The following is a 23,538-nucleotide window of genomic DNA, read 5'->3' on the forward strand; positions in this document are numbered from 1 at the left end:
TACACCAATGGCAGGGCCAGGATGTTTCCAAAGCCCTGGCGGCGCCCTCGGATCATCCTGAAGCCCCCAATCCGCGCGCTCCCATGCAGCATGCAGCCCTTGATCAAAGCAGACCGGCAGCCCCTTCAGCCAGCACCCGGGCCACCGCGCCCAGCGCCGTTCCGACATCCTGCTCGACCTTGAGCGACAGCAGCGGATCGGCCCGCGTACGGCCCCAGTTGACGGTCGCCACGGGCTTGCCCGCATCCGCCGCCATCTGCACGAAGCGAAAGCCCGAATACACCATGAGCGACGAGCCGGCCACCAGCATGGCGTCGGCGCGCAGCAGCGCATCGCGGGCGGCCTGCACGCGATCGCGCGGCACGCTTTCGCCGAAGAACACCACATCGGGCTTGAGCGGGCCGGCGCCGCAGCGCGGGCACGGCGGCACATCGAACGCGCTGAAATCCTGGCCTTCCAGGTCCGCATCGCCATCGGGCGCCGCATGCGCATGCAGCGCGGCCCAATCGGGATTGCGGCGCAGCAACTCGTCCTGCAGTTCGGCGCGTGGCAAACGGGCTTCGCAGGCCATGCAGCGCACGGTGTCGATGCGCCCGTGCAGATCGATGGTGCGAAGGCTCCCCGCAGCCGTGTGCAGGCCGTCCACGTTCTGCGTGAGCAGCAGTTCCACCCGGCCGGCCGCTTCCAGCGCGGCGAGCGCATGGTGCGCCGGTGCAGGGCGCGCCCGCCCCATCACACGCCAGCCGATGAAGCTGCGCGCCCAGTAGCGTCGGCGCGTGGCCTCGTCGCCCATGAAGGCCTGGAACGTGAGGGGCGGCGGCCGCTTCCATTCGCCATTGCCATCGCGGTAATCGGGAATGCCCGCAGCCGTGCTGCAGCCCGCCCCGGTGAGCACGAACACCCGAGGGTGCGCCGCCATGAACTCCGCCAGCGCCTGCACGCCGGCCTCGGCGGTGGCGGCCATGGCCTCGGCCGGGTTTGGCGTGGTGGTGCTATTCAAAGGGGACGGAGTCGTGGACATCGAAGTCTCCCGCTACATCGCGGGCGCGATGCGTTCCGCGTAGTCGTACAGCGCGCCCAGGATTTCCTCGCCCCGCTCGTCCGCCTCGGCGCCCAGTTCGTCCAGCTTGGCGAACAATTCGTTGAAGGTGAGCGCGCCGCCTGCCCCTTCCATCAGACAGGCCACGCGGTGGCCCTCCCAGCGCTCCTGGTCGGCCCCGTCCAGCGTGTGCGGGAAATTGCGCGCACGGTAGCGCCACACCAGCTCTTCGAGCCGCTCGTCATCGAAGCCCGTCTTGGCCAAGGCAAGCCCCTGGGGTGGCAGGGCACGCAGGCGGTTCAGGCGGCGACGGTCCTCGTTGCCGACGAAGCCGCCGTACAGGTCCTGGTCCACGTCCGGTGCGGCTTCCTGCGGCCGCGCGAACACGCTGGCCCAGATGGCGCTCATGTCGGGCAAGGCGCGCGCCACCTCGGCGTGGCCGGCGGCCCGCTCCAGATCGACGGCCCAGCGCTGGGCCATCTGCGGCGTCAGCGTGTTGACGTTGCCCACCACCATCGGCGACTTGTTCAGGTGCACGGTCTTGATGGGCAGGCGCGTCACGCCTTCGGGCAACGCATCCGCCCGGCTGAACAGCCGCTCGCGGATCGCATCGGCGCCCAGCAGGGCCAGTTCGGACGGATCGTGGGCCAGGTCCCAGGCGATCAGTTCGTTCTTGTTGGTGGGATGGCTGGCGAGCGGCCACATCACCGCGACGCAGCCACGCTCGGCAGGGAACATGCCCGAGATGTGCAAAAAGGGCCGTGCGGTGTCGGCCGTGGCGGGCAGGCGCAATTCGGCGGCCACGCGGTCTTTTTTATGCAGCCCCAGCGCGAACTCGAACAGCTTGGGCTGCCGGTCGCGGATCAGCCGGGCCAGGGCGATGGTGGCGCGCACGTCGGAGAGCGCATCGTGCGCGGCCTCGTGCGCCAGGCCATTGGCTTTGGACAGGTGCTGCAGCTTGAAGCTGGGCGAGCCGTCTTCCTTCTTCGGCCAGACGATGCCATCCGGGCGCAGCGCGTAGGCCATGCGCACCACGTCGAGCAGATCCCACCGGCCGCACTGGTTCTGCCATTCCCGGGCATAGGGGTCCATCAGGTTGCGCCAGAACATGAAGCGCGTGATCTCGTCGTCGAACCGGATGGTGTTGTAGCCGACGCCGATGGTGCCGGGCAGCGCCAGCTCGGCCTCGATGCGCGCCGCGAACGCATGCTCCGGCAGGCCACGCTCCAATGCGACCTGCGGCGTGATGCCCGTGATCAGGCACGACACCGGGTCGGGCAGGTAATCGGGCGCGGGCTGGCAATAGACCATCAGCGGTTCGCCGATTTCGTTCAGGTCCGCATCGGTGCGGATGCCCGCGAACTGCGCGGGGCGGTCACGGCGCGTGTTGGCGCCAAAGGTTTCGTAGTCGTGCCAGAAAAAGGTATGCATGAAATCGTGCAGCCGGTAACACCGAAGCCCGCAAGTATGCCGGGGCGCGGGACAATAAGGCATGCAACGACGCCTTGCCCCCCCATCGCCCCTCCGCCCCTCCACCAGAACCCGCGCAGCCCACTGGCTGGTTCCCCTGGCCGCTGCGGCGGCCCTCGCAGGCTGTGCATCGGCGCCGCGCGCCCAGCCTCCGGAAGCGGCCCTGGCCCACGCCGCTCCCGCCATGCCGCCTCCGCAGCCCGCAGTGTCCCCACCGGCTGCGATGCCTTCTGCCCCGCCCCCTCCCCTGGTCCAGGACACCGCGGCGCCTGCGGTCAGCCCCGAAGAAGCCGCTGCGGCCGAACAGGCCGGTTTCACGGCCTGGATCGCGGCCTTCACCCAGGACGCACTGGCGGCCGGGATCCGGCCCGACACCGTGCAGACGGCCTTGGCCGGCGCGCAGTTGCAACAGCGGGTGATCGAGCTGGACCGCGCGCAGCCCGAGTTCACGCGCACTCCGTGGGCCTACCTGGACAGCGCTGTTTCTGCCCAGCGCATCGCCCAGGGCCAGGCCAAGCGGGCCGAATACGCGGTGCCCCTGGAAGCCGCCGCCGCGCGATACGGCGTGCCGGCCTCGATCGTCACCGCCATCTGGGGCATGGAGAGCAACTACGGCGGCAATTTCGGCACCTTCCGTGCCGTCGATGCGCTGGCCACGCTGGGGTTCGAGGGCCGCCGCGCCCAATGGGCCCGCAACGAACTGCTGGCGGCACTGCGCATCCTGGACCAGGGCGACATCGCGGCCGACCGCATGATCGGATCGTGGGCCGGGGCCATGGGCCACACTCAGTTCCTGCCGTCCGTGTTCCTGGCCTACGCGGTCGACGCCGACGGAGACGGCCGCCGCGACATCTGGGGCAGCATCCCCGATGTGGCGTCGTCCACCGCCAACTACCTGGCTAGCTCAGGCTGGCGCAGCGGGCAGCCCTGGGGCGTCGAGGTGCAGCTGCCACCGGGCTTTGATCACGCCCGCGCCGAGAACACCGTGCGCCAGCCGTCCGCCCAGTGGGCCGCGGAAGGGGTAGTGGCCATCGACCGGCAACCCCTGCCCGACCTGGGTGCGGCGTATGTCATCGCCCCCGCGGGTGCGCACGGGCCAGCCTTCCTGGTGGGCGACAACTTCCGCAGCATCCTGCGCTACAACAACTCGGTGAACTACGCCCTGGCGGTGGGCCTGCTGGCGCGGCAGATCGAGGGCGGCACGGGCGTGGTGGCCCCCTGGCCGCGGGACCTGCAGCCCCTGTCGCGCAGCCAGGTGAAAGACCTGCAGACGGCATTGAACCAGCGGGGGTTTTCCGCAGGCACAGCGGACGGCGTTATGGGCCCCGCCACGCGCGCCGGCCTGCGCCAGTTCCAGCAGAGCATCGGCGTGGTGGCCGACGGCTATCCCACCTTGGAGTTGCTGCAGCGGCTGATGGCGCCGTGATGCGGGCCGGCGCCGCCTGACCTGCCCTGAGCGGCCTGCAAGCCAGGGCAAGGGTCGAAAACAAAAAGCCCGCGGCAAACGCGGGCTTTTTTCACATCAGGCGGCCACCATGGGAGGCCACGCGATCCATCGGCAGATCAGTCTGCCGTCGCCTCTTCCGGCTCGGCCGGCTCGGATTTCGCCGAGCGCTCCCGCTTGGGCAGCGGCTGGATGTCCAGCAGCACCTCGGGCGTTTCCACGCCTTTTTCGTCCGTCTTCACTTCGATGTCCACCGTCAGGCGTCCACCTTCGGTCAGTCGGCCGAACAGCAGTTCGTCGGCCAGGGCGCGGCGGATGGTGTCCTGGATCAGGCGCTGCATCGGGCGAGCGCCCATCAGCGGATCGAAGCCCTTCTTGGCCAGGTGCTTGCGCAGCGTGTCGGTGAAGGTCACCTCCACCTTCTTCTCGCTCAACTGGGTCTCGAGTTGCAGCAGGAACTTGTCCACCACGCGCAGGATGATCTGCTCGTCCAGCGCCTTGAAGTTCACGATGGCATCCAGCCGGTTGCGGAACTCGGGCGTGAACAGGCGCTTGATGTCGCCCATTTCGTCGCCCGCCTGCCGCGGGTTCGTGAACCCGATGGTGGCCTTGTTCATGGTCTCGGCACCCGCGTTCGTCGTCATGATGATGATGACGTTGCGGAAGTCGGCCTTGCGCCCGTTGTTGTCGGTCAGCGTGCCGTGGTCCATCACCTGCAGCAGCACGTTGAAGATGTCCGGATGCGCCTTTTCGATCTCGTCGAGCAGCAGCACCGAGTGCGGCTTCTTCGTGACCGCCTCGGTCAGCAACCCGCCCTGGTCGAACCCGACATAGCCCGGAGGCGCACCGATCAGGCGGCTCACCGCATGGCGCTCCATGTACTCGGACATGTCGAAGCGGATCAGCTCGATGCCCATGATGTAGGCGAGCTGCTTGGCCGCTTCGGTCTTGCCGACGCCAGTGGGGCCGCTGAACAGGAACGAGCCGATCGGCTTGTCGCCCTTGCCCAGGCCCGAACGCGCCATCTTCACGGCGGAAGCGAGCACCTCCAGCGCCTTGTCCTGGCCGAACACCACGCTCTTGAGGTCGCGCTCGATGGTCTGCAGCTTGCTGCGGTCGTCGTTGGACACGTTCGCGGGCGGGATGCGCGCGATCTTCGCCACGATTTCCTCGATCTCGGCCTTGCCGATGGTCTTCTTGCGCTTGCTGGCCACCTGGATGCGTTGCGCTGCGCCGGCTTCGTCGATCACGTCGATCGCCTTGTCGGGCAGGTGACGGTCGTTGATGTACTTGGCCGACAATTCGGCCGCTGCCTGCAGCGCCGCCGCGGCGTACTTCACGCTGTGGTGCTCTTCGAAGCGCGACTTGAGGCCCTTGAGGATGTCCACCGTTTCCTGCACGGTCGGCTCCACCACATCGACCTTCTGGAACCGGCGCGACAGGGCCGCGTCTTTTTCGAAGATGCCGCGGTACTCGGTGAACGTGGTCGCGCCGATGCATTTGAGCTGGCCGCTGGAGAGCGCCGGCTTGAGCAGGTTGGACGCGTCCAGCGTGCCGCCCGAGGCCGCACCGGCGCCGATCAGCGTGTGGATTTCGTCGATGAACAGCACCGCGTTGGGCTTGTCCTTGAGCGACTTGAGCACACCCTTCAGGCGCTGTTCGAAATCACCACGGTACTTGGTGCCCGCCAGCAAGGCGCCCATGTCGAGCGAATACACCACCGCCTCGGCCAGGATCTCCGGCACGTCGTTCTGCGTGATGCGCCACGCCAGGCCCTCGGCGATGGCCGTCTTGCCCACGCCGGCTTCGCCCACGAGCAGCGGGTTGTTCTTGCGGCGCCGGCACAGGATCTGGATCGTGCGCTCGACCTCGTAGTGGCGGCCGATCAGCGGGTCGATCTTGCCGTCCTTGGCCGCCTGATTGAGGTTCTGGGTGTATTGCTCGAGCGGCGAGGCTTTCTCGTTGCGCTCGCCACCGCCACCGCCCTCTTCGCCTTCGGCCTGGTTCTCAGGCTTGGCAGGTTCCGGCGGCTCGCCTTTCTTGATGCCGTGGGCAATGAAATTGACCACGTCCAGGCGCGTGACGCCCTGCTGGTGCAGGTAGTACACGGCGTGCGAATCCTTCTCGCCGAAGATGGCCACGAGCACGTTGGCGCCCGTGACTTCCTTCTTGCCGTTGCCCGTGGACTGCACATGCATGATGGCGCGCTGGATCACGCGCTGGAAACCCAGCGTGGGCTGCGTGTCCACCTCGTCGGTGCCGGCGACCTGAGGGGTATTGTCTTTGATGAAATTGGCCAGCGATGAACGCAGATCATCGATGTTGGCCGAACATGCGCGCAGCACCTCGGCTGCGCTGGGGTTATCTAGCAGTGCAAGCAGCAGATGCTCCACGGTAATGAACTCGTGGCGCTGCTGGCGGGCCTCGACAAAGGCCATGTGCAAGCTGACTTCCAGTTCCTGGGCAATCATGTGAACTCCTTTGTGCTTGCGTGGAAGGGATTACTGTAGATCGGGACCAAAGGCCGTTTATTCAACAGGCTCGCTGAGGCATTGCAGCGGATGCCCCGCCTTGTGGGCCGCCTCGCGGACCTGCTCCACTTTGGTGGCGGCGACATCGCGGGAATACACCCCACATACGCCTTTGCCGTCCAAATGGATTTTCAGCATGATCTGCGTGGCGGCTTCCCGGTCTTTGCTGAAGAATTCCTGCAGCACGACGATGACGAATTCCATCGGCGTGAAGTCATCATTGAGCATGACCACCTGAAACATTTGCGGCGGCTGGGTCTTTTGCGTGCGACGTTCGAGCACGACCGAACCGCCATCGTCCCGCGCTGGCGTCCTGGTGGGCGGAGCGGGGGTGGGGGAAGGTGGTTTAGTTGCCATGGATTTCATTCTAGCGAGCCACGGCGGTCGACGCAGCCTCTCCCATGTAGTGATCACCCAACGGTGTTTCAAGCCTTACCCCGCGCTCCGTCTAGCCCGCGTCGTACACCACATTGACCGAACCGGTGCCGGCCTGGGCGCTCCACGCCGCCAAAGCGGCATCGGAGGGGAAGAAACGGCTGCCCTCGCCCAGTTGCAACTCCGCCACGGCCTGGCCCTGGCCGGCCTTGCAGCGGATGCCCATGCGCACCCGAAGGCCGTGCACCAGCACCTCGCCCTGCTCGGTTTCCTGCCGGCGGGGTGGGAATTCACGCACCAGGCGCTGCACGTCCGGCGCGGTATCGCCGATGGCAACCTGCAGGTAGCGCCCGAACTTGGCCCGCGCCGCCGCCAGGTCCCACACCTGCTGCACCTTGACCCGCAGCCCGCCGCTGAAATGGTCGAGCTGCAGGCGGCCGCTCATGACCACGAATTCGTCGTCCTTCAGCATGTCCCGGTGGGCATTGACCACGTTCTCGTCAGCCGAGGCTTCGATGGTGGCGGACTTGTCGTCCAGCTTGAACAAGGCCAGCCGGCCCCGCTGCCCGTTGATGACCCGGAAATCGCTGATGATGCCGGCCAGGATCTGGGGTTCTCGGCTGTCGAGCAGTTCCTCGATCTGCGTGCGCACGAAACAGCGCACCTCGCTGGCCACCTCGTCGAACAGGTGGCCCGACAGGTAAAAGCCCACGGCCGTCTTTTCCTGCGTGAGGCGTTCCTTCACGCCCCAGGGCACCATCTCGACGAGTTCGGGCTCTTGCGTGCTGGAGCCGTGGGCGTCCTCGCCCATCATGTCGAACAGGCCGCCCTGGTTGGCGTTGGCCAGCGTCGCGTTCGCGAAGTCGAACGCCCGGTCGATCGAGGCAACGAGCGAGGCCCGGTTCATGTTCATGGCATCGAAGGCGCCCGCCTTGATGAGCGCCTCCAGCGTGCGCTTGTTCAGGCGCGTGCGGTCCACGCGCACGCAGAAGTCGAACAGGCTGGTGAAAGGGCCCTTGGTATCGCTGCGCGGTCCCGCCCCGCGCCCGTCCCGGGCCGCGATGATGGCCTCGATCGCCTGCTGGCCCGTGCCCTTGATGGCACCCAGGCCGTAGCGGATGACCTTGTCCGTGACCGGCTCGAACCGGTACATGCCCCGGTTCACGTCCGGCGGCTCGAACGTCAGCCCGAACTTCTTCATGGCGTCTTCGAACAGCACCTTGAGCTTGTCGGTGTCGTCCATTTCCACCGTCATGTTGGCGCAGAAGAATTCGGCCGTGTAGTGCACCTTGAGCCAGCCGGTCTGGTAGGCCAGCAGCGAGTAGGCGGCCGCGTGCGACTTGTTGAAGCCGTACCCCGCGAACTTCTCCATCAGGTCGAACACCTCGTCGGCCTTTTCCTGGCTGATGTTCTGCTTGGCCGCACCCGCGCGGAAGATCTCGCGGTGCTCGGCCATCTCCTCGGCCTTCTTCTTGCCCATCGCCCGGCGCAGCATGTCGGCGCCGCCGAGCGAGTAGCCGCCCAGCACCTGGGCGGTCTGCATCACCTGCTCCTGGTACACCATGATCCCGTAGGTTTCCGACAGCACCTTCTCGACCAACGGATGGGGGTACTCCACCACCTCCTTTCCGTGCTTGCGGTTCACGAAACTGGGGATCAGGTCCATCGGACCCGGCCGGTACAGCGCGTTCAGAGCGATCAGGTCTTCCAGCCGGCTGGGACGTGCCTCCTTGAGCATGCCCTGCATGCCGCGGCTTTCAAACTGGAACACGGCTTCGGTCTTGCCATCGGAGAACAGCTGGTAGGTGCGCGCATCGTCCAGCGGAATGTTCTCGAACGTGAAGTTCTCCTGGCCCTTGTGGCGCTCGACGATGAACTCCTTGGCGATCTCCAGGATGGTCAGCGTGGCCAGGCCCAAGAAGTCGAACTTCACCAGGCCGATGGCTTCCACATCGTCCTTGTCGTACTGGCTCACGGCGGAATCGCTGCCCGGCTGCTGGTAGAGCGGGCAAAAATCGGTGAGCTTGCCCGGGGCGATGAGCACGCCCCCGGCGTGCATGCCGATGTTGCGGGTCATGCCCTCGAGCTTTTGCGCCATCTCGATGATGGTCTTGACGTCTTCTTCCTTCTGCACGCGCTCGGCCAGCAGCGGCTCCAGTTCGAGTGCGTAGTTGTTCTTGTCGCCTTCCTTCTTGGGGTTGGGCGGGTACTGCAGCGTGTACGACATGCCGGGCTTGCCGGGCACGAGCTTGGAAATGCCGTCGCAGAAGGTGTAGCTCATGTCCATGACCCGGCCCACGTCGCGGATGGCGGCCTTTGCGGCCATGGTGCCGAACGTGGCGATCTGGCTCACGGCATCCTTGCCGTACTTGTCCTTCACATAGTCGATCACGCGGTCGCGGTTGGACTGGCAGAAATCGATGTCGAAGTCGGGCATCGACACCCGCTCGGGGTTCAGGAACCGTTCGAACAGCAGGTTGTACTGCAGCGGGTCCAGGTCGGTGATCTTGAGCGCATAGGCCACCAGCGAGCCCGCACCGGAGCCCCGGCCCGGCCCCACCGGACAGCCGTTGTTCTTGGCCCACTGGATGAAGTCCCCCACGATCAGGAAGTAGCCCGGGAACCCCATCTTCAGGATGGTGTTGATCTCGAACTCCAGCCGCTCCAGGTAGCGCGGGCGCTCCTGGTCGCGCTCGGCCTCCTTGGGGTACAGGTGCGCCAGGCGTTCTTCCAGCCCCTCCAGCGAAGCCACCCGGAAGTACTCGTCGATGGGCATGCCACCCGGGGTGGGAAAATCCGGCAGCTGCGGCTTGCCCAGCACCAGGGTCAGGTTGCAGCGCTTGGCGATCTCCAGCGTGTTGGCGATCGCGGACGGCACGTCGGCGAACAGCGCCTCCATCTGCGCGCTCGATTTGAAGTACTGCTCGCGCGTGAACTTACGCACGCGCCGCTGGTTACCCAGGATTTCGCCCTCGGAGATGCAGACGCGCGCCTCGTGCGCCTCGTAATCGTCGGCCGTGGCGAACTGCACGGGATGGGTCGCGACGACGGGCAGGTTCAGCCGGGCGGCCAGTTGCACGGCCGACACCACGTGGGCTTCGTCGTCGGGCCGGCCCGCGCGCTGGATCTCCAGGTAGAAGCGATGGGGGAACAGCCCGGCCAGCCGCAGTGCCAGGCGCGCGGCCCCCGCGTCGTCGCCCTTCACGATCGCCTGTCCCACGGGACCGGCCTGGGCACCCGCCAACGCGATGAGGCCCTCCCCCAATTCCTCCAGCCAGGCCCAGGTGCACAGGGGCTGGTTCTTCACCACATTGCGCGTCCAGGCGCGCGCGAGCAGTTCCGAGAGGTTCAGGTACCCCTGCTTGCCCTGCACCAGCAGGATCATGCGGGAGGGCGGATTGCCCGGCTCCTCGGGCTCGACGAACACTTCGGCGCCCAGCACGGGCTTGACGCCCTTGCCCCGCGCTTCCTTGTAGAACTTGATGGCGCCGAAAAGATTGCCGAGGTCGGTGATCGCCAGGGCGGGCTGGCCGTCCTTGGCGGCCGCCTTGGCCACTTCATCGATGCGGTTGGTGCCGTCGACGACGGAAAATTCGGTGTGCAGGCGCAAATGGACAAACATGGCGGGTATTGTAGGAACGCCCGCTTCCCTGCCCCGCACCAGAGCCCCAGCGTTTCGTTCAAGCCGCCGGCTGGCACGCCGGTACAATCCGGCTCCTGCCCGATCGCCGCGGCCAGCCCCCTGTGGCCGTCCCGGCCCCTGATCGGAAGCGGGAACCGATGCCCTTCTTTTGCCTGAAAGCTGCCTCCATGCCGCGTTTTCCCCTGCCCCTGTTGTCCGCCCTGCTGGCCGCCGGCCTGATGGCGGGCTGCTCCAGCACCCCCGAAGACAAGACCGCCGGCTGGAGCCCCAATCGCATCTACTCCGAAGCCCGCGACGAACTCAACAGCGGTGGCTACGACAAGGCCGTGCCCCTGCTGGAGAAGCTCGAAGGCCGCGCAGCCGGCACGCCGCTGGCGCAGCAGGCCCAACTGGAAAAGGCCTACGCCCAGTACAAGGCCGGCGAAAAAGCCCAGGCCATCGCCACGCTGGACCGCTTCATGAAGCTGCACCCCGCCAGCCCCGCCTACGACTACGCGCTGTACCTGAAGGGCCTCGTCAACTTCAACGACAACCTGGGGCTGTTCTCCTGGCTGTCGCGGCAGGACCTGTCCGAGCGCGACCAGAAGGCGGCCAAGGATTCGTTCGAGTCCTTCCGCGAGCTGACCACGCGGTTCCCGGAATCGCGCTATGCCCAGGACTCGCGCCAGCGCATGACCTACATCGTCAATTCCCTGGCGCAGTACGAAGTGCACGTGGCCCGCTACTACTACGAGCGCGGCGCCTATGTGGCGGCCATCAGCCGGGCCCAGATCGCCCTGGCCGACTACAAGGAAGTGCCTGCGCTGGAAGAGGCCCTGTACATCCTGGTGAAGTCCTACGACGCGCTGGGCATGACCCAGTTGCGCGACGATGCGCAGCGCGTCATGGCGAGTTCCTATCCGCAGAGCGAATTGAACCGCGATGGCCTCAAGGCCAAGTCGGAGCCGTGGTGGAAGGTGTGGTGAGCGCGCGCAGCGCCGCATCGAATTCCTGCGCCGTGTGAAGGCGCCGCATGGGTGGCAAGGCTGACAGCAGGCGCTTGCCGTAGCCCATCTCGACCAGGCGGGTGTCGGCCACCACCAGTACGCCCCGGTCGCTCTCATTGCGAATCAACCGCCCCGCACCCTGTTTGAGGGCGATCGCGGCCTCCGGCAGCGAAAAGTACCGGAAGGCACTGCGTTTGGCCTGCTCCAGCCGCTGGGAGCGCGCCTCCACCAGCGGATCGCCCGGTGGCGGAAACGGCAGCTTGTCGATCACCACCAGTTGCAGGGCCTCGCCCGGCACGTCGAACCCTTCCCAGAACGTGGCGGACGCGACCAGCACGCACCCTGCCCGCCCCTCGGACGCGCCTTCGCGGAACCGCTCCATCAAACGCCGCTTGGGCCACTGGCCCTGCACCAGCACCTCGATGCCGGAATCCGCGGCGAACCGGACCTGCAGCGCATCGCCGATGGTCCGCAGGGCCTTGAGCGTGGTGGTGAGCACCAGGGTGCGCCCTCCGAGCACCACCACCGCGCCGCCCACCCAGGCTGCCAATGCCGCGCTGTGGACGGGGTCGGAAGGCTTGGGCAGTTCCAGGGGCACATGGAAGGCCGCCTGCGATGCATAGTCGAACGGGCTCTCCACCCGCAGGATGCGCGCGTCCTGCAAACCGCAGGGCTCGGTGAACCAGCGCAGGGTCGCATCGTCCCCCAGGGTGGCCGAGGTGAAGATCCATGCGCGGGGCTTGCCCTGAGACAGCACCGCGGCCGCTTCCGGCTCGTCCCAGGCCGATGCCTCGGTCTCGGGCTCACCGGCAGGCAGCTGCCACAGGGACCGCATCGGGCCCGCGATGTCGAGCGGCGCTTCCACGAGCCGCAACGCACCCGCCACATCCACCCATCGGACCGCATCCGCGCCGCAGGGCTGCGAAAAGCCGTCCATGCGCTCCATGAGCTGGAGGGCACGACCATGCAGGCGCACGAAGTCCGGGGCGATCTCGCTCACGGTGTCCAGGGCCGACAGGGCGGCGCGGCAGGCACCGACCACCTGATGCATGGCCGCATGCCATTCGCCGGGATCCACCCCGTCGGGCACCTCGCCGGTCCAGCGCAACCGAGAACCCGCCGGGGCACGGCCCGCGGCCAGGCGCAGGTCGCGGCCGGCGCGGTCCAGCGCGGCGGCCACCCCCAGCCAATCGGCCAGCCCGCGGGCGAACTGCAGGCCCACCGCCATCACGTCGCGCGAAAAGTCCAGCAACTGCGCGGTGGAGGCTTGCCGGCCCATGAATTGCACGCCGGTTTCGTTCAGTTGGTGCGCTTCGTCGAAGACGACGACGCGCACGGAAGGCAGCAGTTCGGCCATGCCGGAATCGCGAACAGCCTGGTCCGCAAAAAAGAGGTGGTGGTTGATCACCACCACATCGGCAGCCAGCGCCTCGCGCCGGGCACGGTGGACATGGCAGGCCCGAAAGCGCGGGCACGGCGAACCCAGGCAGTTCTCGCGGGTGGAGGTGACCAGCGGAATCACCGGAGACCGCTCATCCAGCCCCGGCAGCTCGGCCAGGTCGCCGCTCACCGTGCCCTGCGACCAGGTTTCCACCCGGGCCAGCACCCGCGCCACAGCCGCATCGTGCGCGGCGCCGTCCTGGCGCGCCAACTCCATGCGGTGCAGGCAAAGGTAGCTGGCCCGCCCCTTGAGCAACGCGGTGCGCACCGGCAAAGCCAGCGCCTGAACAAGGCGGGGCAGGTCGCGTGCGAACAGCTGGTCCTGCAGCGCCTTGGTGGCGGTGGACACCAGCACCCGCTCGCCACTGAGCAACGCCGGCACCAGATAGGAAAACGTCTTGCCGACGCCCGTTCCCGCCTCCACCACCAGGGCGCCACCCTGCTCGATGGTTTCGGCCACCGCCAGCGCCATCTCGGTCTGGCCGGCGCGGGGCGAGAAATGCGCCTGGGCCAGCGACAGCACGCCGCCCTCTTCGAACGCGGCCTGCACGCCATGGACGAGCGATTCGATGCGAGGCAGTTCCATGCCGTTCATCCCCGCCTGCGCTCGCGGGCGACCGCACTGGACCGCATGGTGGGACCGGGAGGAGACGGACAGGAAAAAAGGCGGTGCAAGGAAAGGAGGAAGGAGAGGCGTCGCATGGCAAAACTGCCAAAGGGCGCCCGATAATACGTGCTTCGCCCGGCCCTTCGGCCGGCCCGCGCCTTCCACCATTTCTGCCATGACCAAACCGTTTCGCCTCACTGCGTCAACCGGCATCCACAAAGGCGATCGTGAATACCAGCAGGACCAGGTCGCGTTGATCGCCCACCCCCGCTACAACGGCTGCGTGCTCGGGGTCGTGGCAGACGGCATGGGGGGGCGCAGCGGAGGGCGCAAGGCGTCCGATCAGGTGATGCTCACGGCCCGGCAATGGTTCGAGCGGTACTCGCCGGACACCGACGACACCGCGACGATGCTCAAGCACATGGTGGAAGAGGCGCACATTGTGATCCGCCTCACCGCCATCTCGGCCGAGCAGGAGCCCCACAGCACGGTGGCGGCCTTCATCATCAATCCCCGGGGCGACTGCCACTGGGCGCATGCCGGCGATTCGCGCATCTACCACTTCCAGGGCGCGCGGCTGGCCCATCGCACCAGCGACCACTCGTATGTGCAGGCCCTGGTCGACCGCGGCGAAATCACCGAGGCCGAGGCCAACACCCATCCGCACTCCAACATCCTGGTGGGCTGCCTTGGCACCGAGAGCGATCCGCCGGTGGCCCAGCACATGATTCCGCAACTGCTGCCGGGCGACGTGCTCCTGGCGTGCAGCGACGGTGTCTGGCACTATTTTTCGCCCACGGAACTGGCCTCGGTGGTGGACTCGCTGTCCCCGCGCGAAGCCACGGAATTCCTTATCGAGAAAGCGCGGTCACGGGCCCGTGGTGGCGGAGACAACCTCTCGCTCGCCATCGTGAAGATCGAGGCGCTGGCCGAAGAGAAGAAGCCGGCCCGGCTCGTCCGCTGAGCCGAGCGCCCGGCGCCCCCCGCTCCAAGGGCCCGGCCCACCATGGCGGGGCAACGTGCCTGGTGCGAGACGCGGTTCGCCGCCGACTTCAGGGGGCAGCGCTGGCCGATGGAACCGGCGGTGGCGGCGGCAGCGCCGCTGCCGGCTTGCGGCCCTGGGCTTCGGCATCGGCCCGCGCCTTCTCGTGCTTTTCGCGCCGCTCCTGGGCGGCCTTCTGCTTGGCCTCGTAGCGGGCACGCGCCTCGGAAATCTGGCCGGGTTGCGCCGCCGCGCGCTCGGCCTTGGCGGCGTCGTGCGACTGCTCCCGCGAATGCTGCTGTGCGGCGCGTTGCTGCGCGTCGTGCTCGCGCTCCGCACGGCCCTGCGCTTGCGCCTGGGCGCGGGATGCGGCCTGCATGGGCGCCGGGCGTTCGCCGGCTTCGAGCTTCTCGCGCTGCTCCTGCTGCTTTTGCTCGATCGACTGCACGCGCAAGGCCGCCTTTTCGCGGCGATCGGCGTCATTCAAGGCCACTTCGCGCTGCCGCAGGGCGCTTTCCTGGTCCCGCACCTGCGCCCGCACGCCGATCAGGCAGTCTTCGACGGAAAAGCGCTGATAGCAGACGGCCTCTTCCTTGATGCGCCGCGCCTCCAGTGCGCGGCGGTCGCGTTGGATCTGGTCCCGCTCGGCGCGGCGCTCGGCCTGCGCGGCATCGGCAGCGGCGCGCGATGCAGCCAGCGGTGACTGGGCCACCGCCAGCGTCGAGGCGAGCGCCAGTGCGGTGGCAAAGAAAAAGCGTTGGAAGGATGGCATGGTGAGAAAAGAGGTTACGTCAGTCCGGTGTCCACCACGCGCCGCTCGAGGTCCAGGAACTCCTTGGACTGCATTTCATTGAGCCGGGAGACGGTGCGCGGAAATTCATGGGCCAGAGGGCCCTCGGTGTACAGCGCTTCGGGCGGCACGGCGGCGGACAGGATGAGTTTGACGCGCCGGTCGTACAGCACGTCCACCAGCCACGTGAAGCGCCGGGCCGGCGACGCCATCGACACGGGCATGTGGGGCACGTCCGACAGCAACACGGTGTGGAACTGCGTGGCGATTTCCAGGTAGTCGTTCTGCGAGCGGGGCCCGCCGCACAGCACGCTGAAATCGAACCAGACGACACCGCCGGCCTTGCGGCGCGCACGGATCTCGCGTGCCTCGATGTGCAGCACCGGGTCTTCGTCGCGCACTTCGGCCAGTTGGTCGAACGCCTCGGACATCTCCGCATCGGCCTGGGGCCCGAGCGGCGTGTGGTACAGCCGCACCATCTCCAGCGTGCGGCGACGGTAGTCGGTGCCGTTGTCCACATTGACCACTTCCATCCGCTGGTTCAGCAGCTCGATGGCCGGCAGGATGCGGTCGCGGTGCAGCCCGCCGGGGTACAACCCGTCAGGCTCGAAATTGGAAGTAGTGACGAAACCCACGCCGTTGTCGAACAGCGCCGCCAGCAGGCGGTGCAGGATCATCGCGTCGGTGATGTCCGCCACATGGAACTCGTCGAAGCAGATGAGCTTGTAGCGCTTGGAAATGCGCTCGCCCAGCACATCCAGCGGATTGACGGTGCCCTGCAGGCCCGCCAGTTCGCGGTGCACTTCGCGCATGAACTCGTGGAAATGCAGCCGCACCTTGCGGCGGATGGGCACGGCGTTGAAAAAGCAGTCCATGAGAAAGCTCTTGCCCCGCCCCACGCCGCCGTACATGTACACGCCGCGCGGCACCTCGGGCCGGTTGATGAGCTTCTTCAAGGCGTTGGAGCGGCGCTCCTTGTACAGCGCCCAATCGTCGGCACACCGCTGCAACGCCTCGACGGCGCGCAGCTGGGCCGGATCGCTTTGATAGCCCTTGCTGGCCAGCTCCGCCTCATACGCCTGCTTCACATTCACACGCACACTCCAAACGCTATAAAAAAGATAGCTGCCTGCGCTAGTGTTTCAAGCGCAGGCAGCCATTTTTACCCAAAGTCCCGGGATCAGAAGTTCAGCGTGCGCTTGTCCACGGCCAGGGCCGCTTCCTTGGTGGCTTCGCTCAAGCTCGGATGGGCGTGGCAGATGCGCGCGATGTCTTCGGCGCTGGCCTTGAACTCCATGGCGACCACGGCTTCGGCGATCAGTTCGCTGGCCATGGGGCCGACGATGTGCACGCCCAGGATCTCATCCGTGGCCGCGTCGGCCAGGAACTTGACCATGCCGGTCGTGTCGCCCAGCGCGCGGGCGCGGCCGTTGGCCAGGAATGGGAACGTGCCGGCCTTGTACTTCACGCCGTCCGCCTTGAGCTGCTGCTCGGTGCGGCCCACCCATGCGATCTCGGGGTTGGTGTAGATCACCCAGGGGATGGTGTTGAAGTTCACATGGCCATGCTGGCCCGCGATGCGTTCGGCGACGGCCACGCCCTCTTCCTCGGCCTTGTGCGCCAGCATCGGGCCACGCACCACGTCGCCCACCGCCCACACGCCCGGCAGGTTGGTCTTGCAATCGGCATCGACCACGATCGCGCCGCGCTCGTCCAGTTGCAGGCCCACGGCTTCGCCGTTGAGACCGATGGTGTTGGGCACGCGGCCGATGGACACGATGAGCTTGTCCACTTCCAGCGTCTGGGCTTCGCCCTTGGCGTTGGTGTAGGCCACGCTCACGCTCTTCTTGCCGGTCTTGATCTCGCCGATCTTCACGCCCAGCTCGATCTTGAGGTTCTGCTTGTCGAACGCCTTCTTGGCTTCCTTGGCGATCTGCTCGTCCACCGCGCCCAGGAACGTGGGCAGCCCTTCCAGCACCGTCACTTCGGCGCCCAGCCGGCGCCAGACCGAACCCATTTCCAGGCCGATCACGCCGGCGCCGATCAGGCCCAGTTTCTTGGGTGTCTCGCCGATGCGCAGGGCACCGTCGTTGGAGAGGATGTGCTCTTCGTCGAACGGCACGCCGGGCAGCGCGCGGGCGTTGGAGCCCGTGGCCAGGACGATCTGCTTGCCGGTGATGGACTCTTCGGCAGCGCCGGCCACGCGGATTTCATAGCCACCGTCGGCGGCCTTCACGAACGAGCCACGGCCGTGGAAGAACGTGATCTTGTTCTTCTTGAACAGGTACAGGATGCCGTCGTTGTTCTGCTTCACCACGCTGTCCTTGCGGGCGATCATCTTGGCCACGTCCATGCGCACGTCCTTGACCTCGATGCCATGGTCGGCGAAGTGGTGGTTGGCCTGGTCGAAATGCTCGGACGACTGCAGCAGCGCCTTGGAGGGGATGCAGCCCACGTTGGTGCAAGTGCCGCCCGGTGCAGGGCCACCCTTGCCGTTCTTCCACTCGTCGATGCAGGCCACGTTGAAGCCCAGTTGCGCGGCCCGGATGGCAGCGATGTAGCCGCCGGGGCCGCCACCGATCACGATCACGTCGAATTGTTTGCTCATGTCAATCTCACTCAATCAGTTGAAGAAAGACCCACCGGCGGGCGCGGCCAACGGCCGGGCCACGCGGGCGGGTCCATCCAGGGGGATCAGATGTCGAACAGCAGGCGCGAAGGATCTTCCAGCGCTTCCTTCATGGCCACCAGGCCCAGCACGGCTTCACGGCCGTCGATGATGCGGTGGTCATACGACATGGCCAGGTAGTTCATCGGGCGGATGACGATCTGGCCGTTTTCCACCACGGCACGGTCCTTGGTGGCGTGCACGCCCAGGATGGCCGACTGCGGCGGGTTGATGATGGGGGTGGACAGCATGGAGCCGAACGTGCCGCCATTGGAGATCGAGAACGTGCCGCCGGTCATCTCTTCGATGCCCAGCTTGCCGTCCTTGGCCTTCTGGCCGAACTCGGCGATCTTCTTTTCGATGTCGGCGAACGTCATCTGGTCGGCATTGCGCAGGATGGGCACCACCAGGCCGCGGGGCGAGCCCACGGCGATGCCGATGTCGAAATAGCCGTGGTAGACGATGTCGTTGCCGTCGACCGAAGCGTTCAGCACCGGGTACTTCTTCAGGGCATGCACGGCCGCCTTCACGAAGAAGCTCATGAAGCCGATCTTCACGCCGTGTTCCTTGGTGAAGGCGTCCTGGAACTTCTTGCGCATGTCCATCACCGGGGCCATGTTCACTTCGTTGAACGTGGTCAGGATGGCATTGGTCGATTGCGACTGCAGCAGGCGCTCGGCCACGCGGGCGCGCAGGCGGCTCATGGGCACGCGCTGCTCGGGGCGGCCGCTCAGGTCTTCCTTGGCGGTGGGTGCAGCCACCTGCGGCAGCGCCTTGGTGGGCACGCCCGTGGGGATAGCGCTCGGTGCGGCCGCAGCGGCCTTGCCCGTGCCCGATGCCACGGCACCCAGCACGTCGCCCTTGGTCACGCGGCCATCCTTGCCCGTGCCGGCCACGGCCGAAACGGACAGGTTGTTGTCGGCCAGCAGCTTGGCGGCGGCAGGCATGGCCACGTCGCCCTTGGAGCCGCCCGCGGCAGCGGGGGCTGCAGCGGCTGGTGCGGGCGCCGTAGCGGCTGCGGGAGCGGGAGCGGCAGGAGCGGCGGCGGCGCCGGCCTTGCCTTCGGTGTCGATCTTGGCGATGAGCTGGTCGGCCACCACGGTGGCGCCGTCGCCTTGCACGATTTCCGCCAGCACGCCGGCCGAGGGAGCGGGCACTTCGAGCACGACCTTGTCGGTCTCGATTTCGATCAGGATTTCATCGACGGCGACAGCCTCGCCGGCCTTCTTCTTCCACGTGAGCATCGTGGCTTCCGCCACGGATTCGGACAGTTGGGGGACTTTGACTTCAACGATAGCCATGGGAATTCTTTCGGGGTTTGTTTCTGCTTTTTGTGTGTTCGGGTTTCCGGCCTTACTTGGTCAGGACAAACCCCTTGAGCTTGGCGAACGCGCCGTCCACCAGGGCCTTTTGCTGCTCCTGGTGCAGGTGCGAATAGCCCACCGCGGGCGATGCCGAGGCGGCACGGCCGGAGTAACCCAGCTTCTGGCCTTCGAGCATGTTCTCGTGGATGTAGTGCTGCACGAAGAACCAGGCGCCCTGGTTCTGCGGCTCGTCCTGGCACCACACGATGTCGGTGGCGTTAGGGTACTTCTTCAGCTCGGCGGCGAAGGCCTTGTGCGGGAACGGATAGAGCTGTTCCACGCGCAGGGTGACGACGTCGTCGGCTTCCTTCTCTTCGCGCTTCTTGACCAGGTCGTAGTACACCTTGCCCGAGCAGGCGATCACGCGCTTGACCTTCTCGGCCTTCTTCTCGATGGCTTCGTTCTGCTCCGGGATCACCGTCTGGAAGCTGCCCTTGGTGAACTCGGACAGCGGCGAGGTCGCGTCCTTGTTACGCAGCAGCGACTTCGGCGTCATGATGATCAGCGGCTTGCGCAGGTGGCGGACCATCTGGCGGCGCAGCACGTGGAAGATCTGGCTGGCGGTGGTGGGCTGAACCACCTGCATGTTGGCGTCGGCCGACAGCTGCATGAAGCGCTCCAGGCGGGCCGAGCTGTGCTCGGGGCCCTGGCCTTCGTAGCCGTGCGGCAGCATCAGCGTGATGCCGTTCACGCGGCCCCACTTCACTTCGCCGGAGGCGATGAACTGGTCGATCACGACCTGCGCACCGTTGGCGAAGTCGCCGAATTGCGCCTCCCAGATCACGAGCGTGTTGGGGTCGTTGGAGGCATAGCCGTATTCGAAGCCCAGCACCGCCTCTTCGGACAGGATGGAGTCGATCACGACGAACGGTGCCTGGTTCTCGCTCACGTTCTGCAGAGGCACATAGGTGCCCGTGTCCCACTTCTCGCGCTTTTGGTCATGGATGACCGAATGGCGGTGGGTGAACGTGCCGCGGCCGCAGTCCTCGCCGGACAGGCGCACGGGGAAGCCGCTGGCCACCAGCGAGGCGAAAGCCATGTGCTCGCCCATGCCCCAGTCCACCGGAATGTCGCCACGGCCCATGGCGGCGCGGTCGTCGTACACCTTCTTGACCAGTTGGTGCGGCGTCACGCCTTCAGGAATGGTGGTGATCTTTTCGGACAGGCGCTTCCACTCGGCCAGCGGGATGGCGGTGTCGCCGGCATCGGTCCACTTCTTGCCCAGGAAGGGGCTCCAGTCCACCGCGTACTTGCTCTTGAAGTTGGTCAGCACCGGATCGACCGTGTGCTTGCCCGCATCCATGGCGGCGCGGTAGGCCTTGGACATGTCGTCGCCCAGGGTCTCGCCCAGGCCCTGCGTGGCCAGCTTGTCGGCGTACAGCTTGCGGGTGCCGGGGTGCGCACCGATCTTCTTGTACATCAGCGGCTGGGTGAGCGCGGGCGTGTCTTGCTCGTTGTGGCCCAGCTTGCGGAAGCAGATGATGTCCACCACCACGTCCTTCTGGAACTCCATGCGGAATTCGAGGGCGAGCTGCGTGGCGAACACGACCGCTTCGGGATCGTCGCCGTTCACGTGCAGCACGGGCGACTCGATCATCTTGACCACGTCCGTGCAATACAGCGTGGAGCGGCTGTCGCGCGGATCGGAGGTGGTGAAGCCGATCTGGTTGTTGATGACGATGTGCACCGTGCCGCCCGTGGAATAGCCACGGGTCTGGGCCAGCGCCAGCGTTTCCTGGATGACGCCCTGGCCGGCGAAGGCCGCGTCGCCGTGCACCAGCACGGGCAGCACCTGCTTGCCATGCGGGTCGGCGCGGCGGTCCATGCGGGCGCGCACCGAACCTTCCACAACGGGGTTCACGATTTCCAGGTGCGAGGGGTTGAAGGCCAGCGACAGATGCACCGGGCCGCCAGGGGTGCTGACGTCGGAGCTGAAGCCCTGGTGGTACTTCACGTCGCCTGCCGGCAGGTCTTCCGGAGCGGTGTGGTCGAACTCGGCGAACAGGTCCTTGGGCATCTTGCCCAGCGTGTTCACCAGCACGTTCAGGCGGCCGCGGTGGGCCATGCCGATCACGATTTCCTGAACGCCCTTGGTGCCGGCAGCCTGGATGAGTTCATCCATGGCGGCGATGAAGCTTTCGCCGCCTTCGAGCGAGAAACGCTTTTGGCCGACGTACTTCGTGTGCAGGAAACGCTCCAGGCCTTCGGCGGCCGTGAGGCGGTCCAGGATGTGCTTTTTCTTGTCGGGACCGAAGCTGGGCTTGCTGCGGATGGTCTCGAGCTTTTCCTGCCACCAGCGCTTCTGGTTCTGGTCGGTGGCATACATGTACTCGACCCCGATCGAGCCGCAGTACGTTTCGCGCAGCGCGTTGGTCAGCTCGCGCAACGGCATGGCTTCCTTGCCGAAGAAGGTGTTGCTCGTGTTGAACACCGTTTCCTGGTCGGCGTCGCTGAAGCCGTAGAAGGAGGCTTCGAGTTCGGGAATTTCAGGGCGCTCGGTGCGCTTCAGGGGGTCCAGATCGGCCCAGCGCTGGCCGACATTGCGGTAGGCCGAGATCAGTTGCTGGACGGCGGTGCGCTTGCGGCCCATTTCGGAGTCGGCGCCGGTGGCACCGACGACCTTCGTGCCGCCTTGCTTGGCGCGCTCGGCGAAGGCATTGACCACGGGCAGGTGGGGCACGTCCTTGGCGTTCGATCCGTCGACGGCAGGCACGTGCTGCAGGGCATCGAAGTATTCGCGCCACGTGTCGGGCACGCTGCCGGGGTTGACGAGATAGTTCTCGTACATCTCTTCGACATAGGGCGCATTGCCGCCGAAAAGATAGGTGTTGCCTTGGTAGGCTTGGTATACGGATGTCGTATCGCTCATATTCCGCTGACCTCCGCTTCCCTGAGGGAAGCATTAGCTGGTGGGTAAAACCTTCCGCGACACGGCTGAACCGATTGGCGGATGCGACTGTGGCTGGGGAAGGGCCGGGGGTGCGGGCGCCATTGTGCCACCGAACGCCCAGGAGCGAGCCCTACACGGCGTAAGCGCGTGTTCCTTCGCCGCCGTGTCACTGCGGTCGCTTACATTTCGTCATTATCCGTACCCCGCCTCTATGAACTCACCCACCCTTCAGAGCCGCACGCTGTTGCTTCTTCTCATCGCGGTCACTGTCGCGTTCTTCGCCATCCTGTGGCCGTTCCACGGAGCGGTTTTCTGGGGCGTCATCCTGGCGATCCTGTTCACGCCGCTGCACCGGCGGCTGCTGCGGCGCATGCGGGGGCGGCGCAACCTGGCCGCCCTGTGCACCCTCGGACTGTGCCTGGTGATCGTGATCCTGCCCATGACCTTCATCAGCATTTCGCTGGTCCAGGAGGCCGGGCTCATCTACGAACGCATGAAATCGGGGCAGCTCAACTTCGGCGCCTACGTGCAGCAGGTGCTGAGTGCCCTGCCCTCCTGGCTGCTGGGCCTGCTGGACCGCTTCAACCTCACCTCGGCCGCCGAGGTGGAGGCCAAGCTCTCGTCCGTGTCCGTACAGGCCGGCCAGTTCCTGGCCACCAAGGCGCTGGACGTGGGCCAGAACACGCTGCAGTTCATCGTGAGCTTCGGCATCATGCTGTACCTGCTGTTCTTCCTGGTGCGTGACGGCAGTTCGCTGGTCAACCGCATCCGCCAGGCCGTGCCCCTCGACGAAGAGCACAAGCGCCAGCTGGCCAGCAAGTTCACCACGGTGATCCGCGCCACCGTCAAGGGCAACATCGTGGTGGCGGCCGTGCAGGGTGCGCTGGGCGGGGGGATCTTCTGGATCCTGGGCATCCAGGGCCCCATCCTCTGGGGCGTGCTGATGGCCTTCCTGTCGCTGCTGCCGGCCATCGGTGCCGGTCTGATCTGGGGCCCGGTGGCCATCTATTTCTTCGCGACCGGCGCCATCTGGCAGGGCTCGGTGCTGGTGGCTTTTTGCGTCTGCGTGATCGGGCTGGTGGACAACGCCCTGCGCCCGGTGCTGGTGGGCAAGGACACGAAGATGCCGGACTACATCGTCCTCATCTCCACCCTGGGCGGCATGGCGCTGTTCGGGTTGACCGGTTTCGTCATCGGCCCGGTGATCGCAGCACTCTTCATCGCCACCTGGGATTTGTTCTCCCAACCCACCGATTCCCCGATAAAGTAATCGCGCAGCATCCGCCGGCCTGCGTGCCGGCCGCATTGC

General features: G+C 66.4%; 15 protein-coding genes. 4 read left to right on the forward strand and 11 right to left on the reverse strand.

What is annotated here, in order from left to right:
* Positions 1–103 precede the first annotated feature (103 nt).
* Positions 104–964 carry an NAD-dependent protein deacetylase gene (locus tag M5C96_RS14095; RefSeq protein ID WP_272569717.1) on the reverse strand — a complete coding sequence of 287 codons (861 nt, stop codon included), beginning with the start codon at positions 962–964 and terminating at the stop codon, positions 104–106.
* A gap of 69 nt (positions 965–1,033) precedes the next feature.
* On the reverse strand, positions 1,034–2,470 hold the full coding sequence (gene sbcB, locus M5C96_RS14100) for an exodeoxyribonuclease I (RefSeq protein WP_272563800.1): 1,437 nt from the start codon (positions 2,468–2,470) through the stop codon (positions 1,034–1,036).
* A gap of 61 nt (positions 2,471–2,531) precedes the next feature.
* Here sbcB and M5C96_RS14105 point away from each other — a divergent pair, with 61 nt between their 5' ends.
* Complete coding sequence (locus M5C96_RS14105) at positions 2,532–3,935, forward strand: lytic murein transglycosylase (RefSeq protein WP_442867310.1); 1,404 nt, start codon at positions 2,532–2,534, stop codon at positions 3,933–3,935.
* A gap of 137 nt (positions 3,936–4,072) precedes the next feature.
* Here M5C96_RS14105 and clpA read toward each other — a convergent pair whose 3' ends face one another.
* The 3 genes from clpA to dnaE form a co-directional block, all read right to left on the reverse strand.
* Entirely contained in the window at positions 4,073–6,424 is a 2,352-nt protein-coding gene (gene clpA, locus M5C96_RS14110; protein ID WP_272563802.1) for an ATP-dependent Clp protease ATP-binding subunit ClpA, read from the reverse strand.
* Between the two features lie 57 nt (positions 6,425–6,481).
* The gene (gene clpS, locus M5C96_RS14115) at positions 6,482–6,850 is read right to left on the reverse strand and encodes an ATP-dependent Clp protease adapter ClpS (protein ID WP_272563803.1); all 369 of its coding nucleotides are present in this window, start codon (positions 6,848–6,850) and stop codon (positions 6,482–6,484) included.
* A gap of 82 nt (positions 6,851–6,932) precedes the next feature.
* Positions 6,933–10,481, reverse strand: a complete 3,549-nt coding sequence (gene dnaE / locus M5C96_RS14120) for a DNA polymerase III subunit alpha (protein ID WP_272563804.1) — start codon at positions 10,479–10,481, stop codon at positions 6,933–6,935.
* 188 nt (positions 10,482–10,669) lie between these two features.
* On the opposite strand from dnaE, the gene M5C96_RS14125 reads away from it, so the two are divergent.
* On the forward strand, positions 10,670–11,467 hold the full coding sequence (locus M5C96_RS14125; protein WP_272563805.1) for an outer membrane protein assembly factor BamD: 798 nt from the start codon (positions 10,670–10,672) through the stop codon (positions 11,465–11,467).
* Here M5C96_RS14125 and M5C96_RS14130 read toward each other — a convergent pair.
* A complete protein-coding gene (locus M5C96_RS14130; RefSeq protein WP_272563806.1) occupies positions 11,430–13,514 on the reverse strand; it encodes an ATP-dependent DNA helicase in 2,085 nt (694 codons plus the stop codon). The genes M5C96_RS14125 and M5C96_RS14130 overlap by 38 nt on opposite strands.
* Positions 13,515–13,710: 196 nt before the next feature.
* On the opposite strand from M5C96_RS14130, the gene M5C96_RS14135 reads away from it, so the two are divergent.
* Positions 13,711–14,499: a PP2C family protein-serine/threonine phosphatase gene (locus M5C96_RS14135; protein ID WP_272563807.1), complete on the forward strand. Its 789-nt coding sequence runs from the start codon at positions 13,711–13,713 to the stop codon at positions 14,497–14,499.
* 88 nt (positions 14,500–14,587) lie between these two features.
* Here the strand turns inward: M5C96_RS14135 and M5C96_RS14140 are convergent, their stop codons facing one another.
* From M5C96_RS14140 to M5C96_RS14160, 5 genes are all read right to left on the reverse strand, one after another.
* Positions 14,588–15,289: a hypothetical protein gene (locus tag M5C96_RS14140; RefSeq protein WP_272563808.1), complete on the reverse strand. Its 702-nt coding sequence runs from the start codon at positions 15,287–15,289 to the stop codon at positions 14,588–14,590.
* A 14-nt stretch (positions 15,290–15,303) separates the two neighbouring features.
* Complete coding sequence (zapE, locus tag M5C96_RS14145) at positions 15,304–16,401, reverse strand: cell division protein ZapE (RefSeq protein ID WP_272563809.1); 1,098 nt, start codon at positions 16,399–16,401, stop codon at positions 15,304–15,306.
* A gap of 86 nt (positions 16,402–16,487) precedes the next feature.
* Positions 16,488–17,915: a dihydrolipoyl dehydrogenase gene (gene lpdA / locus M5C96_RS14150; protein ID WP_272563810.1), complete on the reverse strand. Its 1,428-nt coding sequence runs from the start codon at positions 17,913–17,915 to the stop codon at positions 16,488–16,490.
* A gap of 86 nt (positions 17,916–18,001) precedes the next feature.
* Positions 18,002–19,276 (reverse strand): 2-oxoglutarate dehydrogenase complex dihydrolipoyllysine-residue succinyltransferase, encoded by a 1,275-nt coding sequence (odhB, locus tag M5C96_RS14155; RefSeq protein WP_272563811.1) that lies wholly within the window; start codon positions 19,274–19,276, stop codon positions 18,002–18,004.
* A gap of 52 nt (positions 19,277–19,328) precedes the next feature.
* Positions 19,329–22,208, reverse strand: a complete 2,880-nt coding sequence (locus tag M5C96_RS14160) for a 2-oxoglutarate dehydrogenase E1 component (RefSeq protein ID WP_272563812.1) — start codon at positions 22,206–22,208, stop codon at positions 19,329–19,331.
* Positions 22,209–22,440: 232 nt separating this feature from the next.
* Between M5C96_RS14160 and M5C96_RS14165 the strand changes: the two genes are divergently transcribed.
* Positions 22,441–23,499, forward strand: a complete 1,059-nt coding sequence (locus M5C96_RS14165; protein WP_272563813.1) for an AI-2E family transporter — start codon at positions 22,441–22,443, stop codon at positions 23,497–23,499.
* Positions 23,500–23,538: the final 39 nt, after the last annotated feature.

It is taken from the genome of Acidovorax sp. GBBC 1281 (assembly GCF_028473645.1).
Lineage (GTDB): Bacteria > Pseudomonadota > Gammaproteobacteria > Burkholderiales > Burkholderiaceae_C > Paracidovorax.